General features: G+C 51.7%; 15 protein-coding genes and 1 other annotated feature. Of the genes, 11 read left to right on the top strand and 4 right to left on the bottom strand.

The features are described 5' to 3' along the window. Positions 1-70: 70 nt before the first annotated feature. Positions 71-787 (bottom strand): two-component system response regulator ArcA, encoded by a 717-nt coding sequence (gene arcA, locus ACM615_RS19545; RefSeq protein WP_112168192.1) that lies wholly within the window; start codon positions 785-787, stop codon positions 71-73. Between the two features lie 663 nt (positions 788-1,450). Here arcA and ACM615_RS19550 point away from each other — a divergent pair. The 5 genes from ACM615_RS19550 to thrC all read left to right on the top strand — a co-directional run bounded on the left by ACM615_RS19550 (position 1,451) and on the right by thrC (position 7,216). Beyond that, positions 1,451-2,137, top strand: a complete 687-nt coding sequence (locus tag ACM615_RS19550; RefSeq protein ID WP_113876306.1) for a tRNA/rRNA methyltransferase — start codon at positions 1,451-1,453, stop codon at positions 2,135-2,137. 216 nt (positions 2,138-2,353) lie between these two features. Further along, entirely contained in the window at positions 2,354-2,422 is a 69-nt protein-coding gene (thrL, locus tag ACM615_RS19555; RefSeq protein ID WP_071823645.1) for a thr operon leader peptide, read from the top strand. Continuing rightward, positions 2,361-2,477 (top strand) — a sequence feature (Thr leader region). It overlaps the preceding gene by 62 nt. 34 nt (positions 2,478-2,511) lie before the next feature. Beyond that, on the top strand, positions 2,512-4,971 hold the full coding sequence (thrA, locus tag ACM615_RS19560; protein ID WP_431012369.1) for a bifunctional aspartate kinase/homoserine dehydrogenase I: 2,460 nt from the start codon (positions 2,512-2,514) through the stop codon (positions 4,969-4,971). A gap of 1 nt (position 4,972) precedes the next feature. Then, positions 4,973-5,902, top strand: a complete 930-nt coding sequence (thrB, locus tag ACM615_RS19565) for a homoserine kinase (protein WP_112288869.1) — start codon at positions 4,973-4,975, stop codon at positions 5,900-5,902. A 24-nt stretch (positions 5,903-5,926) separates the two neighbouring features. Next, complete coding sequence (gene thrC / locus ACM615_RS19570) at positions 5,927-7,216, top strand: threonine synthase (protein WP_113876307.1); 1,290 nt, start codon at positions 5,927-5,929, stop codon at positions 7,214-7,216. Between the two features lie 67 nt (positions 7,217-7,283). Here thrC and yaaA read toward each other — a convergent pair whose 3' ends face one another. Then, positions 7,284-8,057: a peroxide stress protein YaaA gene (gene yaaA / locus ACM615_RS19575; protein WP_431012370.1), complete on the bottom strand. Its 774-nt coding sequence runs from the start codon at positions 8,055-8,057 to the stop codon at positions 7,284-7,286. Positions 8,058-8,169: 112 nt separating this feature from the next. Further along, complete coding sequence (locus ACM615_RS19580; protein WP_129639691.1) at positions 8,170-9,597, bottom strand: alanine/glycine:cation symporter family protein; 1,428 nt, start codon at positions 9,595-9,597, stop codon at positions 8,170-8,172. Positions 9,598-9,872: 275 nt separating this feature from the next. On the opposite strand from ACM615_RS19580, the gene tal reads away from it, so the two are divergent. The 3 genes from tal (at position 9,873) to ACM615_RS19595 (ending at position 13,003) form a co-directional block, all read left to right on the top strand. Next, positions 9,873-10,826, top strand: a complete 954-nt coding sequence (gene tal / locus ACM615_RS19585) for a transaldolase (RefSeq protein WP_112291902.1) — start codon at positions 9,873-9,875, stop codon at positions 10,824-10,826. A gap of 124 nt (positions 10,827-10,950) precedes the next feature. Next, complete coding sequence (gene mog, locus ACM615_RS19590) at positions 10,951-11,538, top strand: molybdopterin adenylyltransferase (protein WP_112291897.1); 588 nt, start codon at positions 10,951-10,953, stop codon at positions 11,536-11,538. A 142-nt stretch (positions 11,539-11,680) separates the two neighbouring features. Next, positions 11,681-13,003, top strand: coding sequence for an MFS transporter (locus tag ACM615_RS19595; protein ID WP_431012371.1), 1,323 nt, complete (start codon positions 11,681-11,683; stop codon positions 13,001-13,003). A gap of 60 nt (positions 13,004-13,063) precedes the next feature. Here ACM615_RS19595 and satP read toward each other — a convergent pair whose 3' ends face one another. After that, complete coding sequence (satP, locus tag ACM615_RS19600; protein WP_431012372.1) at positions 13,064-13,663, bottom strand: acetate uptake transporter; 600 nt, start codon at positions 13,661-13,663, stop codon at positions 13,064-13,066. Positions 13,664-13,980: 317 nt separating this feature from the next. Between satP and dnaK the strand changes: the two genes are divergently transcribed. The 3 genes from dnaK (at position 13,981) to nhaA (ending at position 18,521) form a co-directional block, all read left to right on the top strand. Beyond that, the gene (gene dnaK / locus ACM615_RS19605; protein ID WP_112287001.1) at positions 13,981-15,882 is read left to right on the top strand and encodes a molecular chaperone DnaK; all 1,902 of its coding nucleotides are present in this window, start codon (positions 13,981-13,983) and stop codon (positions 15,880-15,882) included. Between the two features lie 99 nt (positions 15,883-15,981). Further along, entirely contained in the window at positions 15,982-17,115 is a 1,134-nt protein-coding gene (dnaJ, locus tag ACM615_RS19610; RefSeq protein ID WP_112287000.1) for a molecular chaperone DnaJ, read from the top strand. Positions 17,116-17,345: 230 nt separating this feature from the next. Next, positions 17,346-18,521 (top strand): Na+/H+ antiporter NhaA, encoded by a 1,176-nt coding sequence (gene nhaA / locus ACM615_RS19615; protein WP_129639695.1) that lies wholly within the window; start codon positions 17,346-17,348, stop codon positions 18,519-18,521. The last annotated feature ends 39 nt before the right edge of the window (positions 18,522-18,560 follow it).

The raw sequence follows: 18,560 nt of genomic DNA on the forward strand, positions 1-18,560 counted from the left end.
CTTTCGCTGGCCTTTGACGTTTGTTTGGGTACCGTCTCACCGGATGCAGTGCGGTTGGCAACCTTCTGTATCAGTCTTCCAGATCACCGCAGAAACGATAGCCTTCACCATGAATGGTGGCGATGATTTCCGGGGTATCAGGCGTCGCTTCGAAATGTTTACGGATGCGACGGATAGTGACGTCAACGGTACGGTCATGAGGCTTCAGCTCACGGCCGGTCATTTTCTTCAGCAAATCGCCACGGGTTTGGATCTTGCCCGGGTTTTCGCAGAAGTGCAGCATGGCGCGGAATTCGCTGCGCGGTAACTTGTACTGCTCACCTTGCGGGCTCACCAGCGAACGGCTGTTGATATCGAGTTCCCAGCCATTGAATTTGTAGCTTTCAACCAGACGGCGTTCTTCGCCGGTGGTGCCCAGATTCATGGTGCGGGACAGCAGGTTGCGTGCGCGGATAGTCAGTTCGCGTGGGTTGAAAGGCTTAGTGATGTAATCATCAGCGCCGATTTCCAGACCCAGAATTTTATCAACTTCGTTATCGCGGCCAGTCAGGAACATCAAAGCAACGCTGGCTTGTTCGCGTAATTCGCGTGCCAGCAGCAGGCCGTTTTTGCCTGGCAGGTTGATGTCCATGATAACCAGATTGATGTCATTTTCGGACAGAATATGGTGCATTTCTGCGCCATCATTAGCTTCATGTACCATGTAGCCTTCTGCTTCAAAAATGCTCTTTAACGTATTACGTGTCACTAACTCGTCTTCGACGATCAGAATGTGAGGGGTCTGCATGATTGCTACCTAAGATTGCCAACAAATAGAAAATAGGAGTACAGAAGTCCTTGTTATCCCAGAGAATTTTGATGCTTTATTGGGCATCTCACTCGTTACATGACTAAAGTACGTAAACGCGTTCTCGATGCAATTTCCATCAACGACAACAACATCGCAAGCTCGGTCAGGGATTCCACTTTCTGCAGTTCCACGGGGTCCTAAAGCGGCGCATATCCTAACCCTATTAACAGCAATATAACAGCGAGTGCCGAAATTACCACTCAACAAAATTACGGTTTGTTGACATATATCAAGTTCAATTGTAGCACGGTAACAGAACAGTGAAAAACACTTACAAGAATGCACGCTTGAGTCACATTTCAGCATTTATTGTACACGATTCAGCAAATGATTAAGAATCGGGAGATAAATGCAAAATGGTGATGATTCCTTATTATATATCCATATGAAAATTAATGATAAATTTTTCTTTCCTGTTTGCTTAATCGGGCCAGCACCTTTTTTACCTGCAAGGTAAGGTTTTCCGATAAAATAAAGGAATATATTCAGCCGACTGTTAAGTTCTTGTGAAGAATATAAGCCATGAATAGATTTGGAGCAGGGTAAAATTTCATCGCTTAAATACTGACGTCAATTCTTTCCCTTTTGCAAAGGCCCGATATGCAACTTCATATTATTTTAGTTTCGCCGGCTCGCCCGGAAAATGTCGGTGCGGCAGCTCGTGCAATGAAAACCATGGGTTTCGCATCGTTACGTATTGTCGACAGTGAGGCGCATCTCAGGCCGGAAGCTGGCTGGGTTGCGCATGGTTCGCAGGAGATCCTGCAAAATGCTCTCCATTTTAATACGCTTGAGCATGCGCTGGCTGATATCGATTTTACGGTAGCCACAACTGCCCGCAGCCGGGCTAAATTTCACTATTACTGCACGCCGCAGGAATTGCAGGTGCAGCTCGAAGAAAAGAGCCAGTGGGTCAATCATGCCGCGCTGGTCTTTGGTCGTGAAGATTCCGGTCTGACGAATGAAGAGCTGGAACTGGCGGATGTGCTGACCGGCGTACCGATGGTGGCCGATTATCCGTCACTCAATCTGGGGCAGGCGGTGATGGTGTTCTGTTATCAGCTCTCTTCGCTGAATCAGGTGACCTCGGCAAAACCTGAAATTGCCGAAGCAGGACAGCTTTCTGCGTTGCGTGCCAGAGTCGGGCGTTTGCTTGAAAATGTCGGGGCAGAAGATGACCAGAAATTGTCCGACTGGTTGCATCAGCGCCTGGGTCTTTTACAGCAGCGCGACGCCGCAATGCTGCATACTTTGCTGCATGACATCGAAAAAAAGCTGACCTCATGATGTGAGGGGATTTTCGGCCTGAACAGTTCGATATCCGGCGTGATGGGAACACAGGTGGCGATCACACTGGAAAGGGTTTTAAAGGCAGACGATTATACAGTTGATTTTGTCCGTGACTCAGCGGTCAAAAACAGAAAAAAATTGACTTGTCGTGCCTTATGCTTTAGCTAATAGAGGCAGACAGAGTACAAACCCTAAGACAGACAGAAAATAAAAATGCGAATCATCAGCCTGAATACAACAATTATTACCACCACCGATACCACAGGTAACGGGGCGGGCTGACGCGTACAGGAAAAAGAAAAAAAGCCCGCACCTAACCAGTGCGGGCTTTTTTTTTACATTTAAACGAGAGCTTCAGGAGAGTACCAGAAATGCGAGTGTTGAAATTTGGCGGGACCTCGGTAGCAAACGCAGAACGCTTCTTGCGGGTTGCGGACATTATGGAAAGCAATGCGCGTCAGGGACAGGTCGCAACGGTTTTATCCGCGCCTGCCAAAATTACCAACTATCTGGTGGCCATGATTGAGCGAACTGTCGCAGGACAGGACATTCAAAGCATCATGAGCGATGCAGAAAACATTTTTGGTCAGCTGATTACCGGTCTGGCAGCGGCGCAGCCGGGTTTTGATTTGCCAAAGGTGAAAGCATTTGTCGATCACGAATTCGCTCAGCTCAAACAACTGATGCATGGCATTACCCTGCTGGGCCAATGTCCGGACAGTGTGAATGCGTCCATTATCTGTCGTGGTGAAAAACTTTCCATTGCCATCATGGAAGCGGTATTTCTGGCGAAAGGCTTCGGCGTCACCGTCATCAATCCGGTTGAAAAGTTGCTCGCACAGGGGCATTACCTTGAATCCACCGTGGATATCAACGAATCCACCCGCCGTATCGCCGCCAGCGCCATCCCTGCCGATCACATTGTGCTGATGGCCGGTTTCACTGCCGGTAATGAAAAGGGCGAACTGGTGGTGCTGGGCCGTAACGGCTCCGACTATTCAGCCGCCGTACTGGCTGCCTGTTTACGCGCTGACTGTTGCGAGATCTGGACTGATGTCGATGGCGTTTATACCTGTGACCCGCGCACTGTACCCGATGCCCGCTTGCTGAAATCGATGTCGTATCAGGAAGCGATGGAGCTTTCGTATTTTGGCGCGAAAGTCCTTCACCCGCGTACCATCCTGCCGATTGCCCAGTTCCAGATCCCTTGCCTGATTAAAAACACCACAAACCCGCAGGCGCCGGGTACCCTGATTGGCAGCGAAAGCCTTGATGACAGCACGCCGGTAAAAGGCATCACTAATCTGAATAACATGGCGATGATCAACGTTTCCGGTCCGGGAATGAAAGGGATGATCGGCATGGCAGCGCGTGTGTTTGCCGTGATGTCCCGTTCCGGCATTTCCGTGGTGCTGATCACGCAGTCTTCTTCCGAATACAGCATCAGTTTCTGTGTGCCGCAAAGCGAGCTGCAACGCGCCCGTAAAGCGCTGGAAGACGAGTTCTATCTTGAGCTGAAAGACGGCCTGCTCGAGCCGCTGGACGTCATGGAAAAGCTGGCGGTGATTTCCGTGGTCGGCGACGGTATGCGCACGCTGCGCGGCATTTCAGCGAAATTTTTCTCGGCTCTGGCCCGCGCCAATATCAACATTGTGGCGATCGCTCAGGGCTCTTCCGAACGTTCTATCTCCGTGGTCGTCAATAATGACGATGCGACCACCGGCGTGCGCGTCAGCCATCAGATGCTGTTCAATACCGATCAGGTGATCGAAGTATTCCTGATCGGCGTCGGCGGTGTGGGCGGGGCATTGATCGAACAGATCCGCCGTCAGCAGGCGTGGCTGAAAACCAAACACATCGATCTGCGCGTGTGTGGCATCGCTAACTCCCGCGCGTTACTGACCAACGTTCACGGTATTGCACTGGAAACCTGGCGTGATGAACTCGCTGCTGCGAAAGAACCGCTAAATCTGGGGCGTCTGATCCGTCTGGTGAAAGAATATCACCTGCTGAATCCGGTGATCGTCGACTGTACGTCCAGTCAGGAAGTGGCCGATCAGTATGCCGATTTCCTCGCCGACGGTTTCCACGTGGTCACGCCAAACAAAAAGGCCAACACGTCTTCAATGAATTACTACCATCAGCTGCGCAAAGCGGCTGATGGCTCACGCCGTAAGTTTCTTTATGACACCAACGTCGGCGCGGGTTTACCGGTTATTGAAAACCTGCAAAACCTGCTGAATGCCGGTGATGAACTGCTCCGTTTCTCCGGTATTCTGTCCGGTTCTCTGTCCTTCATCTTTGGTAAGCTGGACGAAGGCATGTCGCTGTCCGCCGCGACCTTGCAGGCGAAGGAAATGGGCTATACCGAACCGGATCCCCGTGATGATTTGTCCGGTATGGACGTGGCGCGTAAGTTGCTGATCCTGGCGCGTGAAGCCGGTTACAAACTCGAACTGTCGGATATCGATGTGGAATCTGTTTTACCGGCGTCCTTTAACAGCGAAGGAAGCGTGAGTGATTTTGTTGCACGCTTGCCGGAACTGGATGCAGAGTTCGCCCAACGCGTGGCCGATGCTACCGCTGCAGGCAAAGTATTGCGTTATGTCGGGGCTATCGAAGACGGTCAGTGTAAGGTAAAAATCGATGCCGTCGATGGTAATGACCCGCTTTATAAAGTAAAAAATGGTGAGAATGCGCTGGCGTTTTACAGCCGCTATTATCAACCGTTGCCGTTGGTTCTGCGTGGCTACGGCGCCGGGAATGATGTGACGGCGGCAGGTGTGTTTGCCGATCTTTTGAGAACGCTGTCATGGAAGTTAGGAGTTTAATATGGTTAAGGTGTATGCCCCGGCTTCAATTGGGAACGTCAGCGTAGGCTTCGACGTGCTGGGCGCGGCCGTGTCTCCGGTCGATGGCACGCTGCTGGGCGACTGCGTTTCTGTTGAAGCGGCCACAGAGTTCAGTCTGAAAAACGAAGGCAAGTTTGTGTCTAAACTGCCTGACCGCATGGAAGACAACATCGTTTATCAGTGCTGGCAGCGTTTCTGTCAGGAAATCGGCAAAGAAGTGCCGGTGGCGATGACGCTGGAAAAAAACATGCCGATCGGTTCCGGCCTGGGTTCCAGCGCCTGTTCGGTGGTCGCCGGTCTGATGGCGATGAATGAATTTTGCGGTAAGCCGCTCAGTGAAAACCAGATGCTGTTGCTGATGGGCGAGCTGGAAGGGCGTATTTCCGGCAGCGTGCATTTCGATAATGTCGCACCGTGCTATCTGGGCGGCATTCAGCTGATGCTGGAAGAACTCGATATTATCAGCCAGAACGTGCCAAGCTTTGACGACTGGTTGTGGGTGATGGCGTATCCGGGCATCAAAGTGTCGACGGCAGAAGCGCGTGCTATTTTACCCGCGCAGTATCGCCGTCAGGATTGCATCAGCCATGGTCGTTATCTGGCGGGCTTTATTCATGCCTGTCACACGCAGCAACCTAGGCTGGCTGCGAAACTGATGAAAGATGTGATTGCTGAACCTTATCGTACCCGTCTGCTGCCGGGCTTTGCAGAAGCACGCAGCGCCGCAGAAGAAATCGGTGCACTGGCTTGCGGGATTTCGGGTTCCGGTCCGACGCTGTTTGCGGTTTGTAATGACAGCGCGACAGCGAAACGTATGGCTGACTGGCTGCAGACGCACTATCTGCAAAATGACGAAGGCTTTGTTCATATTTGTCGTCTTGATACCGCGGGCGCGCGGGTATTGGGATAACTCGATAATTTATTGGGATAACTAATGAAACTGTACAACCTGAAGGATCACAACGAGCAGGTCAGCTTTGCTCAGGCCGTCAAACAAGGTCTTGGAAAACAGCAGGGGTTATTCTTCCCGCTGGATCTGCCGGAATTTGAACTGACTGAAATCGACCGCTTGCTGGAACTGGATTTCGTCACCCGCAGCAGCCGCATTCTTTCTGCTTTCATCGGCGATGAAATTCCTGAAGAGGAATTACATCAGCGTGTGAAAAACGCCTTTGCTTTCCCGGCACCGGTAGTGAAAGTGGAAGAAGACATTGCCTGTCTGGAACTGTTCCACGGTCCGACCCTGGCATTCAAAGATTTCGGTGGCCGTTTCATGGCGCAGATCCTGACGCAGGTTTCAGGCGACCAGCCGGTGACCATTCTGACGGCAACGTCGGGCGATACCGGCGCAGCAGTGGCGCACGCTTTCCACGGTCTGAAAAATGTCCGTGTAGTGATCCTGTATCCGCGCGGCAAAATCAGTCCGTTGCAGGAAAAACTGTTCTGTACGCTGGGCGGTAACATTCACACTGTCGCCATCGACGGTGATTTTGATGCCTGTCAGGCGCTGGTCAAACAGGCGTTTGATGATGAAGAACTGAAACACGCGCTGAAGCTGAACTCAGCCAACTCCATCAATATCAGCCGTCTGCTGGCGCAGATTTGCTACTACTTTGAAGCAGTGGCTCAGTTGCCGCAGGAAGCGCGCAATCAGCTGGTCGTTTCCGTGCCAAGCGGTAACTTCGGGGATCTGACCGCCGGTCTGCTGGCGAAATCTCTCGGCCTGCCGGTGAAACGCTTCATCGCAGCGACTAACGCCAATGATACCGTGCCACGTTTCCTGTCTGATGGTGAATGGGATCCGAAGAAAACCGTAGCGACATTGTCGAACGCCATGGACGTCAGCCAGCCAAATAACTGGCCACGTGTGGAAGAACTGTATCGTCGTAAAACCTGGCAGCTGAAAGATCTGGGCTTTGGCGCAGTCAGCGATGACACTACCGAAGATGCGATGCGCGAGCTGGCGAATATCGGTTATATCTCTGAACCTCACGCGGCTATTGCTTACCGTGTACTGCGTGATCAGCTGCAACCGGGCGAATTTGGTCTGTTCATCGGTACTGCGCATCCGGCGAAATTCAAAGAAAGCGTGGAAGCGATTTTGGATCAGGACATCGGTTTGCCGAAAGAACTGGCGGATCGCGCAGATCTGCCGTTGCTGTCGCATAACCTTCCGGCTGATTTCAGTGAAATGCGCGCATTCCTGATGGCGCTGCCTGAATAAAGACCGTGCTTCAGAAATGCAAAAGCCCTCTTCGCGAGGGCTTTTTTACGCATACTGCTCAGGTAGATCAGCGTTCCGGGCGGGTAAATACCAGCTCATTGCCCTGTGAGCGTGATTCATCAAATTCGTAACCTTCCAGATTGAAATCCTGAAGTTGTTTCGGCTTATCCAGACGCTCTTTGATAATGAACCGGCTCATCAGGCCACGCGCTTTTTTGGCGTAGAAGCTGATGACTTTGTACTTACCGTTCTTCTCATCAAGGAAGACAGGTTTGATGATTTCGCCATCCAACAGTTTAGGTTTCACCGCTTTGAAGTATTCATCAGACGCCAGATTCACCAGCACTTTGCTTTTCTGTTCGCTGAGTAACAGATTCAGTTTTTCAGTCAGTAAATCGCCCCAGAACGCATACAGATTCGCACCTTGCGGGTTTTCCAGACGGATACCCATTTCCAGACGATAAGGCATCATTAAATCCAGTGGACGCAACAGACCGTATAAACCGGACAACATGCGCAGATGTTTTTGGGCAAAATCGAAATCTTTCTCGCTGAAATCTTCCGCCTGCAGACCGGTATACACGTCACCTTTAAAGGCCAGAAGCGCCTGTCGGGCATTTTTCGGGGTGAAATCCGGCTGCCAGTCATTGAAGCGTTCAGCGTTCAGATGGGCCAGTTTATCGCTGATCCCCATCAGTGAAGCGATCTGCGCCGGGGACATTTTACGCGCCACGGTGATCAGTTCACTGGATTTATCCAGCAACTCTGGTTGGGTATAGCGCGTTGTCGCAAGCGGGCTTTCGTAATCGAGCGTTTTGGCAGGTGAAATAATGGTCAGCATAGTCTTGTCCGTTGGTCAGTGACGGTTCAAATTCAGAATTTTTCGTTGCCATACTGTAGCAAAAAAGTCACTGCGATGGGGGCATGACAGCAATAGGTAAAAGCGGTGAAAATCAGCGCGGAGATGACGTTTTATCCCACACACCCGGCTCAAGCTGACCGCGTAATTCAGGGAAATGGTCAGGATTGAAGACCGGTATTTTTCCCATCCGCCGCTGCCGCTCGTGATCCTTAACCACTTTTACCGCGATGCCGGAAAGCAGCAGCAGGGCGGTGAGATTAAGTATGGCCATCAGCGCCATGAAGATATCAGCCAGCTTCCAAAGCATCTGGAGTTCCATCAGGCAGCCGCCGAAAACCATCGCAATGACCAGCAACCGGAAAATCAGCAACTTAACCGGGGCAGCGCTGTGAACAAAACTGAGATTGTTTTCAGCATAGACATAGTTGCCGGCGATTGAAGTGAACGCAAAGGCGCACACCAGCATCGCCAGAATAACCGAGCTCCATTCTGGCAATGTGGGGTCGATGGCCAGGCGGAGCAGGCGAATTCCCGTGGGCGCTCCGGGAATATCCAACGCGCCGGACGTTAAAATAATCAACGCCGTAGCGGTACAAATTACCACCGTATCAATAAACACCGCCAGCATCTGGTTAAAACCCGAAGCAGCCGGATGGCTGACTGCTGCCATCGCCGCGACATTTGGCGATGAACCGACACCGGCTTCACTGGCAAAAGCCCCGCGCTGCATCCCCTGAGTTATCGCCTGAGTCACGCCATAAGCCAGCGCGCCGGATGCCGCTTCCTGCAGGCCGAAGGCGCTTTTGAATATCAGTGCGAAGACTTGTGGAAGTTTTTCGACATGATGACCAATGACCCAAACGGCCAGCAGCAGCCAGGCAATGGCCATCAGCGGGATCATCCATTTGGACAGCCAGGTAACGGCGCGGATCCCGCCGAAAATCAGCAGAGCAACCAGTGCCGCTAAAATACAGGCGGTTGTCAGCGGCGGAACATGCAGGAGATGGAATGATGCCTGAGCAATCGAATTAGCTTGTAACGCACTGAAAATAAAGCCGCAGGAAATGACCATCAGGAAGGAAAACAGGATCCCCATCCAGCGCATTCCCAGCCCTTTCTCCATGTAGTCTGCCGGGCCACCACGAAATTTGTTACGCGCACTGGTGCCTTTGTAAATCTGCGCCAGCGTGTTTTCTATCAGCGCGGTCGCCATGCTGAAGAGAGTAATAATCCACATCCAGAAAATGGCTCCCGGCCCGCCGAGCGCAATCGCAATAGTCACGCCTGTCAGGTTACCGGTACCCATTCGTGAAGCCATACTCAGACAAAGTACGCGCCAGGGGGATGTTCCGCGGGGATCGGCGTTGCGTTTAAAAAGTGACGGAGAGAAGAGGTGGCCAAAACGACGAAACTGAATGAACCCAAGACGGAAAGTGAGATAAATACCGCTGCCAAACAGCAGGTAAATCAGGATTGTGCTCCAGAGAATTGTGTCGAAAAATTCCAGCAAGTCATTCATGAATTGTCCTTGGTTGATTTACCCTTCATCGTTTTTATTAATTGGCTGAAGGGCAATGACCACTTTGGATGGCTAACATACCTTTTTTATCAAACCGGTGACATATGCATTTTGGCTGAAATTGTGTGTTTTGGAAGGTGATAAATCCATAGATGTTCGTAGCCGAGCATGCCGCGAGATGCGCCTTGCGCGTGGCTTTTTGCATGTTATCATCAGCCAAAGGCAAGGCATGAAAATGCCTATACGAAAACGTCCAAACGATGAGATATGCCAAAATGACCGATAAACTGACTTCCCTACGCCAAATGACTCAGGTTGTTGCTGACACCGGAGATATCGCGGCAATGAAGTTGTACCAGCCGCAGGATGCGACCACCAACCCGTCACTGATCCTCAGCGCTGCGCAAATTCCTGAATACCGTAAACTGATCGACGAAGCAATCGCCTGGGCACGTGACCAGAGCAGCGATCACGATCAGCAGATTACTGATGCCGCTGACAAACTGGCAGTAAACATCGGTCTGGAAATTCTGAAACTGGTTCCGGGCCGCATTTCAACAGAAGTTGATGCCCGTCTGTCTTACGACACTGACGCGAGCGTGGCCAAAGCCAAACGTCTGATCAAACTGTATAACGATGCGGGCATCACCAACGACCGTATCCTGATCAAACTCGCTTCTACCTGGCAGGGTATCCGCGCTGCGGAAAAACTGGAAAAAGAAGGCATCAACTGTAACCTGACCCTTCTGTTCTCCTTCGCTCAGGCTCGTGCTTGTGCAGAAGCGGGTGTGTTCCTGATTTCTCCATTCGTTGGCCGTATCCTCGACTGGTACAAAGCCAATGGCGACAAGAAAGAGTTCGCGCCGAATGAAGATCCGGGCGTGGTGTCTGTGACCGAAATCTACGAATACTACAAACAACACGGCTACGAAACTGTCGTGATGGGCGCAAGCTTCCGTAACATCGGCGAAATCATCGAACTGGCTGGTTGTGACCGTCTGACTATCGCTCCTGCGCTGCTCAAAGAGCTGGCAGAAAGCGAAGGTCCGCTGGAGCGCAAATTGTCCTTCTCCGGTGAAACCAAACCACGTCCTGCGCCACTGACTGAATCTCAGTTCTACTGGGAACACAACCAGGATCCGATGGCTATCGACAAACTGGCTGACGGTATCCGTAAGTTTGCCGTTGACCAGGGTAAACTGGAAAAAATGATTTCTGACCTGCTGTAATCAGCGCTCAGTTTTCGACAAAAAGCGGCTAATCAGCCGCTTTTTTTGTGCCTGCGATAAAACCACAGGCCGCTTACCGATATACTGAGACAAATTACGAAGAAAAATGCTGTGGAGAAATAGCATGAATACATTCCGAATTGGTCTGGTATCGGTGTCGGACCGCGCCTCAAACGGTGTTTATCAGGATAAAGGCATTCCGGCGCTGGAAGCGTGGCTGGAGAAAGCGCTTATTACCCCATACAAACTGGAAACAAGACTGATCCCAGATGAGCAGCCGCTGATTGAACAGGCGATCAGCGAACTGGTCGACGAGAGTGGCTGTCATCTGGTGCTGACCACTGGCGGAACCGGCCCTGCACGCCGTGACGTCACGCCGGATGCCACGCTGGCGGTGGCCGATCGTGAAATGCCGGGCTTCGGTGAGCAGATGCGCCAGATAAGCCTGCACTTTGTGCCGACGGCGATCTTATCGCGTCAGGTTGGGGTTATCCGCAAACAGGCGCTGATCCTCAATTTACCCGGTCAGCCGAAATCAATTCAGGAAACGCTGGAAGGCCTGAAAGATGCTGACGGTAAGGTGATTGTTTCCGGTATTTTCGCCAGCGTGCCGTACTGCATCCAGCTTCTCGATGGACCTTACGTCGAAACGCATGATGAAGTGGTAGCAGCTTTTCGTCCAAAAAGTGCCCGCCGCGATACAAAAAACTGAATAGCCCCCGATTTCCAAATTAACAGAAGTTACGCGTCAGGCACTCTGGTGTGAAAAATATTTGCCGTTATAGTAATGATTACTTTACATGAGGTGGCAAAACCTTTTTCCATTTTACACTCTGGTGTCTGACGGTATCCCTATGCAACACGCACAATCGCGCCGGTTGAACCGGCAGGACTACAAAACGCTGTCCCTGGCTGCATTAGGTGGCGCACTCGAATTTTACGATTTCATCATTTTCGTCTTCTTCGCGGCGGTCATTGGCGATCTCTTCTTCCCGGCTAATATGCCCGACTGGCTGCGCCAGGTGCAGACCTTCGGCATTTTCGCCGCCGGTTATCTGGCACGTCCGCTGGGCGGCATCATCATGGCGCATTTCGGGGACGTAGTGGGTCGTAAGCGTATGTTCAGTCTGAGTATTTTGCTGATGGCCTTGCCGACACTGGCGATGGGGTTATTGCCGACTTACGCGTCGATTGGCATTGCAGCACCGCTGTTATTACTGCTGATGCGCGTGTTGCAGGGCGCGGCTATTGGCGGTGAAGTCCCGGGTGCATGGGTGTTTGTGGCCGAGCACGTGCCGCGCAGCCGCATTGGTTTTGCCTGTGGAACGCTGACGGCCGGTTTAACATTGGGGATCCTGCTGGGTTCTCTGGTGGCAACTTTACTGAACACCAGCATGACGCCGGCAACAATCAGTCAATACGGCTGGCGTATTCCGTTCTTTATTGGCGGCATTTTTGGTTTGATCGCCATGTATCTGCGCCGCTGGTTACAGGAAACGCCGGTCTTTATTGAGATGAAAGCGCACAAAGCGCTGGCGGAAGAGCTGCCTCTGAAAGCCGTCGTCGCCAATCATAAAAAAGAAATTGTGGTCTCGATGCTGATGACCTGGCTGTTATCGGCCGGGATCGTGGTGGTGATACTGATGACGCCAACCTGGCTGCAGAAACAGTTCGGTATTCCGGCTGCAGAGGCATTGCAGGCAAACTGTCTGGCCACCGTGGCGCTGATGGTTGGCTGCATCATCTCAGGCAGCGTTGTGGATCGGCTTGGTGCCAGCAAAACATTCATCTTCGGCAGCCTGTTTCTGGGGATTTGCACATGGTCGTTCTATCACATGGTTGCGGCGGATGCGTCGGTACTGATGGGCATGTACGCGCTCGCCGGACTGAGCGTGGGCGTGGTCGGTGCCGTGCCCTATGTGATGGTACGGGCATTCCCGGCTGAAGTGCGTTTTACCGGTATTTCTTTTTCATACAATGTGGCATATGCGATTTTCGGCGGCCTGACGCCGATCTTCGTCACGCTCATTATGCGTCTGACCCCGATGGCTCCTGCGTACTACGTGCTGGCGCTCTCCGCAATTGGTCTGCTGACCGGTATTTATCTGAGCCGTGACCTGAACAGTGACGCGGCGAAAGAAGCGAAATTTGCCGAGCGTGTCGCATCCGGCCAGTAAGTTTGTTTCAGATATTAAAAAGCCCTGCAATGCAGGGCTTTATCATCTCAGGCATAACTGTTATGCAACGACAGCATCAACGTGCGGAGCCTGTTTTTTCGGCTCGCCGACAGGCAGAACCGTACGGCCATACTGTTCATTCAGTACTTCAGCCATCGCCAGATAAATCGCGCTGGCACCGCAGAAGATACCTTCAAAGCCCGCAAAATGCAGAACAGCGGTGTTGCCGGTCATATTTCCGTAGCATAACAAGGCGAACAAAATTGTCAGGCTGCCGAAAACAACCTGAATGCCACGGTTCCCTTTCAGGGTGCCAAAGAACATGAATAAAGTGAAAATACCCCACACACCGAGATATGCGCCCAGGAAACTTTCGCTGCTGGCGTCGGCCAGGCCCATGCGTGGCAGCATCAGGATGCCAACCAGGCTCAGCCAGAATGCGCCATATGAAGTGAACGCGGTTGTGCCGAACGTGTTCCCTTTTTTAAATTCCATCATCCCGGCGAGGATCTGAATCAGCCCGCCATAAAAAATGCCCATGCTCACAATCACTGCGGTGAGCGGGAAAAAGCCTGCATTGTGTAAATTCAATAAGATAGTGGTCATACCAAATCCCATCAGCCCGAGCGGGCCTGGATTTGCTAAGGGTTTACTGTGCATAGATCCTCTGTATCGGAATTATTATTAATTGATAATCGGGGGAAGAACGCTTGGAAATGGGTAAAAAAGCCACATATCTTTGGAAGCGCGCGGCATCATAAGGAGGGTTGCGTCAGCAAACATTGATCTGGCGTAACAGCAATTGAAGATTTTTTTTCACTTTGCCCCTTGATGCTGAGCAGCATGGCCCCATCTTATTCCCAACCGCAGTTGTTACCGTCGGGAAATCCGTTAAATGGGGCTGTTGAAATCGTAAAGATCGGCCACATATACAGTAGCAACCTGAACGAATATGAATTTAAGTGGAGACGTTTTAGATGGGTAAAATTATTGGGATCGACCTGGGCACCACCAACTCTTGTGTAGCTATCATGGATGGCACGACTGCTCGTGTACTGGAGAATGCTGAAGGCGACCGCACCACTCCTTCCATCATCGCTTATGCGGCAGATGGCGAGACTCTGGTAGGTTCTCCGGCTAAACGTCAGGCTGTGACAAACCCGCAGAACACCTTGTTTGCGATCAAGCGCCTGATTGGCCGTCGCTTCCAGGACGAAGAAGTTCAACGCGACAAAGGCATTATGCCTTACCAGATCGTAGGCGCTGACAATGGCGACGCCTGGATCGACGTTAAAGGTCAGAAAATTGCACCTCCGCAGATCTCTGCCGAAGTGTTGAAGAAAATGAAGAAAACTGCTGAAGATTACCTGGGCGAGCCAGTGACTGAAGCGGTTATCACCGTACCTGCTTACTTCAACGATGCTCAGCGTCAGGCAACTAAAGACGCCGGCCGTATCGCAGGTCTGGAAGTTAAACGTATCATCAACGAACCAACCGCAGCGGCACTGGCTTATGGCCTGGATCGTGAAATCGGTAACCGCACTATCGCGGTATACGACCTCGGTGGTGGTACTTTCGATATCTCTATTATCGAAATCGACGAAGTTGACGGCGAAAAAACTTTCGAAGTTCTGGCAACCAACGGTGATACTCACCTCGGTGGTGAAGACTTCGACAGCCGCATGATCAACTACCTCGTTGAAGAATTTAAGAAAGAGCAAGGCATGGATCTGCGTAACGATCCACTGGCGATGCAACGTCTGAAAGAAGCTGCTGAAAAAGCGAAGATCGAACTGTCTTCAGCTCAGCAAACTGACGTGAACCTGCCGTACATCACTGCTGATGCGTCAGGTCCAAAACACATGAACATCAAAGTGACCCGTGCAAAACTGGAATCTTTGGTAGAAGACCTGGTTAACCGTTCTATCGAACCACTGAAAGTGGCTCTGAAAGACGCAGGTCTGTCAGTTTCTGACATTCAGGACGTTATCCTGGTGGGTGGTCAGACCCGTATGCCAATGGTTCAGAAGAAAGTTGCTGAATTCTTTGGTAAAGAACCACGTAAAGACGTGAACCCGGACGAAGCTGTGGCAATCGGTGCAGCAGTTCAGGGCGGTGTGTTGGCAGGTGACGTGAAAGACGTTCTGCTGCTGGACGTGACTCCGTTGTCTCTGGGTATCGAAACCATGGGCAGCGTGATGACTCCGCTGATCACTAAAAACACCACCATCCCGACTAAACACAGCCAGGTGTTCTCTACTGCGGAAGACAACCAGTCTGCAGTAACCATCCATGTGTTGCAGGGTGAACGTAAGCGTGCAAGTGATAACAAATCTCTGGGTCAATTCAACCTGGATGGTATTCAGGCAGCGCCTCGCGGTCAGGCACAGATCGAAGTGACCTTCGACCTTGACGCCGATGGTATTCTGCATGTGTCTGCGAAAGACAAGATTACCAACCGTGAGCAGAAGATCACCATTAAGGCATCTTCTGGTCTGAGCGAAGAAGAAATCCAGAAAATGGTCAACGATGCTGAAGCCAATGCTGAATCTGACCGTAAGTTTGAAGAACTGGTTCAGACCCGCAACCAGGCGGATCACCTGATCCACGGTACCCGTAAGCAACTGGAAGACGCCGGCGACAAACTGCCAGCTGAAGACAAAACCGCAGTAGAAGAAGCCCTGAAAGCACTGGAAGTTTCGGCTAAAGGTGAAGACAAGGCTGATATCGAAGCGAAAATCCAGGCGCTGGTACAGGTTTCCGGCAAACTGATGGAAATGGCTCAGCAGCAAGGCCAGGCTGAAGGCGGCGATAACAGCGCGCAGAAAGATGACGACGTTGTTGACGCTGAATTCGAAGAAGTTAAAGACAAAAAATAATCGCCCTTAAGCGGGCACAGTAAGAAGTTTTACTGATAACCAGCACGGGCGTCGAGGAAACTCTACGCCCGTGCACGCATGTTGAGGGTAGGTTAAAGCATGGCGAAGCAAGATTATTACGAGATTTTAGGCGTATCCAAAACAGCGGATGAGCGTGAAATCAAAAAGGCTTATAAGCGCCTGGCAATGAAACATCACCCTGACCGCAATCAGGGCGATAAAGAGTCTGAAAGTAAGTTTAAAGAAATTAAAGAAGCTTATGAAATCCTGACCGATGCGCAAAAACGTGCGGCCTACGACCAGTACGGTCATGCAGCCTTTGAACAAGGTGGCATGGGCGGTGGCGGCGGTTACGGCGGCGGCGGCGCAGATTTCAGCGACATCTTTGGTGACGTCTTTGGCGACATCTTTGGCGGCGGTCGCCGTCAGCGTGCCAGCCGGGGTTCTGATCTGCGTTACAACATGGATCTGACTCTGGAAGAGGCCGTTCGTGGTGTCACCAAAGAAATCCGCATCCCGACACTGGATGAATGTGACGTCTGCCACGGCAGCGGCGCGAAAGCGGGCAGCTCTCCGGCCACCTGTCCGACCTGTCATGGTGCTGGCCAGGTTCAGATGCGTCAGGGCTTCTTCACAGTCCAGCAGGCGTGTCCGACCTGTCAGGGCCGCGGTAAAGTGATTAAAGATCCGTGCAACAAATGTCACGGTCATGGCCGCGTAGAACGTTCTAAAACTCTGTCAGTGAAAATTCCTGCGGGGGTCGATACCGGCGACCGTATTCGTCTGGAAGGTGAAGGCGAAGCGGGCGAGCACGGTGCTCCGTCAGGCGATCTGTACGTTCAGGTTCAGGTTAAAGCGCACAAAATCTTTGAGCGTGAAGGCAATAACCTGTACTGCGAAGTGCCAATCAACTTTGCCATGGCTGCACTGGGTGGCGAAATTGAAGTGCCAACGCTGGATGGCCGCGTGAGTCTGAAGATCCCTGCCGAAACGCAAACGGGCAAAATGTTCCGTATGCGCGGACGCGGTGTGAAATCTGTCCGTGGTGGTGCTCAGGGCGACCTGATGTGCCGCGTGGTCGTTGAAACGCCGGTCAGCCTGAGCGAGAAGCAGAAGCAATTGCTGCGTGATCTGGAAGAAAGCTTTGGTGGCGTATCGGGTGAAAAAAACAGCCCGCGTTCTAAAAGCTTCCTGGATGGCGTGAAAAAGTTCTTTGATGATCTGACCCGCTAATCTCTCGCTGACTTCAGCGGCAGAAAGCCAGATAAAATCCCCGGCAGCGTTCATGCTCCGGGGATTTTTTTATGGGTTTTATAAAGAAAATGGAAAGCCACACCGTTCGTAAAAACCGAGCTATACTCCAGAAATAATCGACTTTTTACGAAGTGATTCAGTGCGTACAATTCGCGCATTCCATTGTGGCAATCCTTTTATCGCCACGCCTTTTTTACAGGAGAGTCAGAATGTCGAATATCATTCGTCAGTTTTTACGCTTAGAGGCAGCAGGCGGCATCGTACTGATCCTTGCCGCTATCGTGGCGCTTATTATGGCGAATACCCCATTGCAGGGGGCGTATCAGGCGTTTCTGGATATTCCGGTTACGCTGCGTTTTTCTGAATTGCTGATCGACAAACCGCTTTTGCTGTGGATTAACGACGGGCTGATGGCAGTATTTTTCCTGATGATTGGCCTGGAAGTGAAGCGTGAACTGTGTGAAGGCGCGCTGGCAAATCGCGAACAGGCTCTGTTCCCGGCGATTGCCGCACTGGGTGGCATGATCGTTCCGGCTCTGATCTACTTACTGTTTAACGGCGGTGACGACATTGCTCGTCAGGGGTGGGCTATTCCGGCAGCCACGGACATTGCCTTTGCGCTGGGTGTGATGGCACTGCTGGGGTCCCGCGTGCCAACTGGCCTGAAAGTGTTCCTGCTGGCACTGGCCATTATCGATGATTTGGGTGCGATCGTTATCATTGCGTTGTTCTACAGCCATGATGTCTCAATGATTGCGCTTGGGTTATCTGCGGCGTGTATCGCGGTTCTGGCCTGGCTGAACTGGCGTGGTATCACCAAGCTAACGCCGTATCTTCTCATTGGCGCCGTGTTCTGGGTGTGCGTACTAAAATCAGGTATTCACGCGACGCTGGCGGGTGTGATCCTCGGATTCCTTATCCCGCTCAGAACCAAAGAGAATAAAACCTCACCGGCTCGCCGCCTGGAGCATGGAATTCATCCTTACGTTGCCTGGTTTATTCTGCCTGTTTTTGCTTTCGCCAATGCCGGTATCTCGTTGCATGGCGTGACGGCTGCCGGTGCGTTTTCAATGTTGCCGATGGGTATCATGGCGGGGCTGTTGCTGGGTAAACCGTTAGGCATCATTCTTTTCGGCGGTCTGGCTCTGAAACTGGGCATCACCCGTTTGCCATCCGGTATTACGTTTAGCCAGATTGCAGCGGTGTCAGTGCTGTGCGGAATTGGCTTCACCATGTCCATTTTTATCGGCTCACTGGCATTTGCTTCACTTGATCCGGCGCTGCTGACTTACGCAAAAATGGGCATTCTGATGGGATCAGTGGCTTCAGCAGTTATAGGTTTCCTGATGCTGAGCCGCGCTTTGCCGAAAAAAGCGCATCATTAAACTCTGTGCTGTGCGGGAAACCGCGCAGCATGATGCTGA

Source organism: Rahnella sp. PAMC25617 (genome assembly GCF_050606005.1).
Classification (GTDB): Bacteria; Pseudomonadota; Gammaproteobacteria; order Enterobacterales; family Enterobacteriaceae; genus Rahnella; species Rahnella variigena.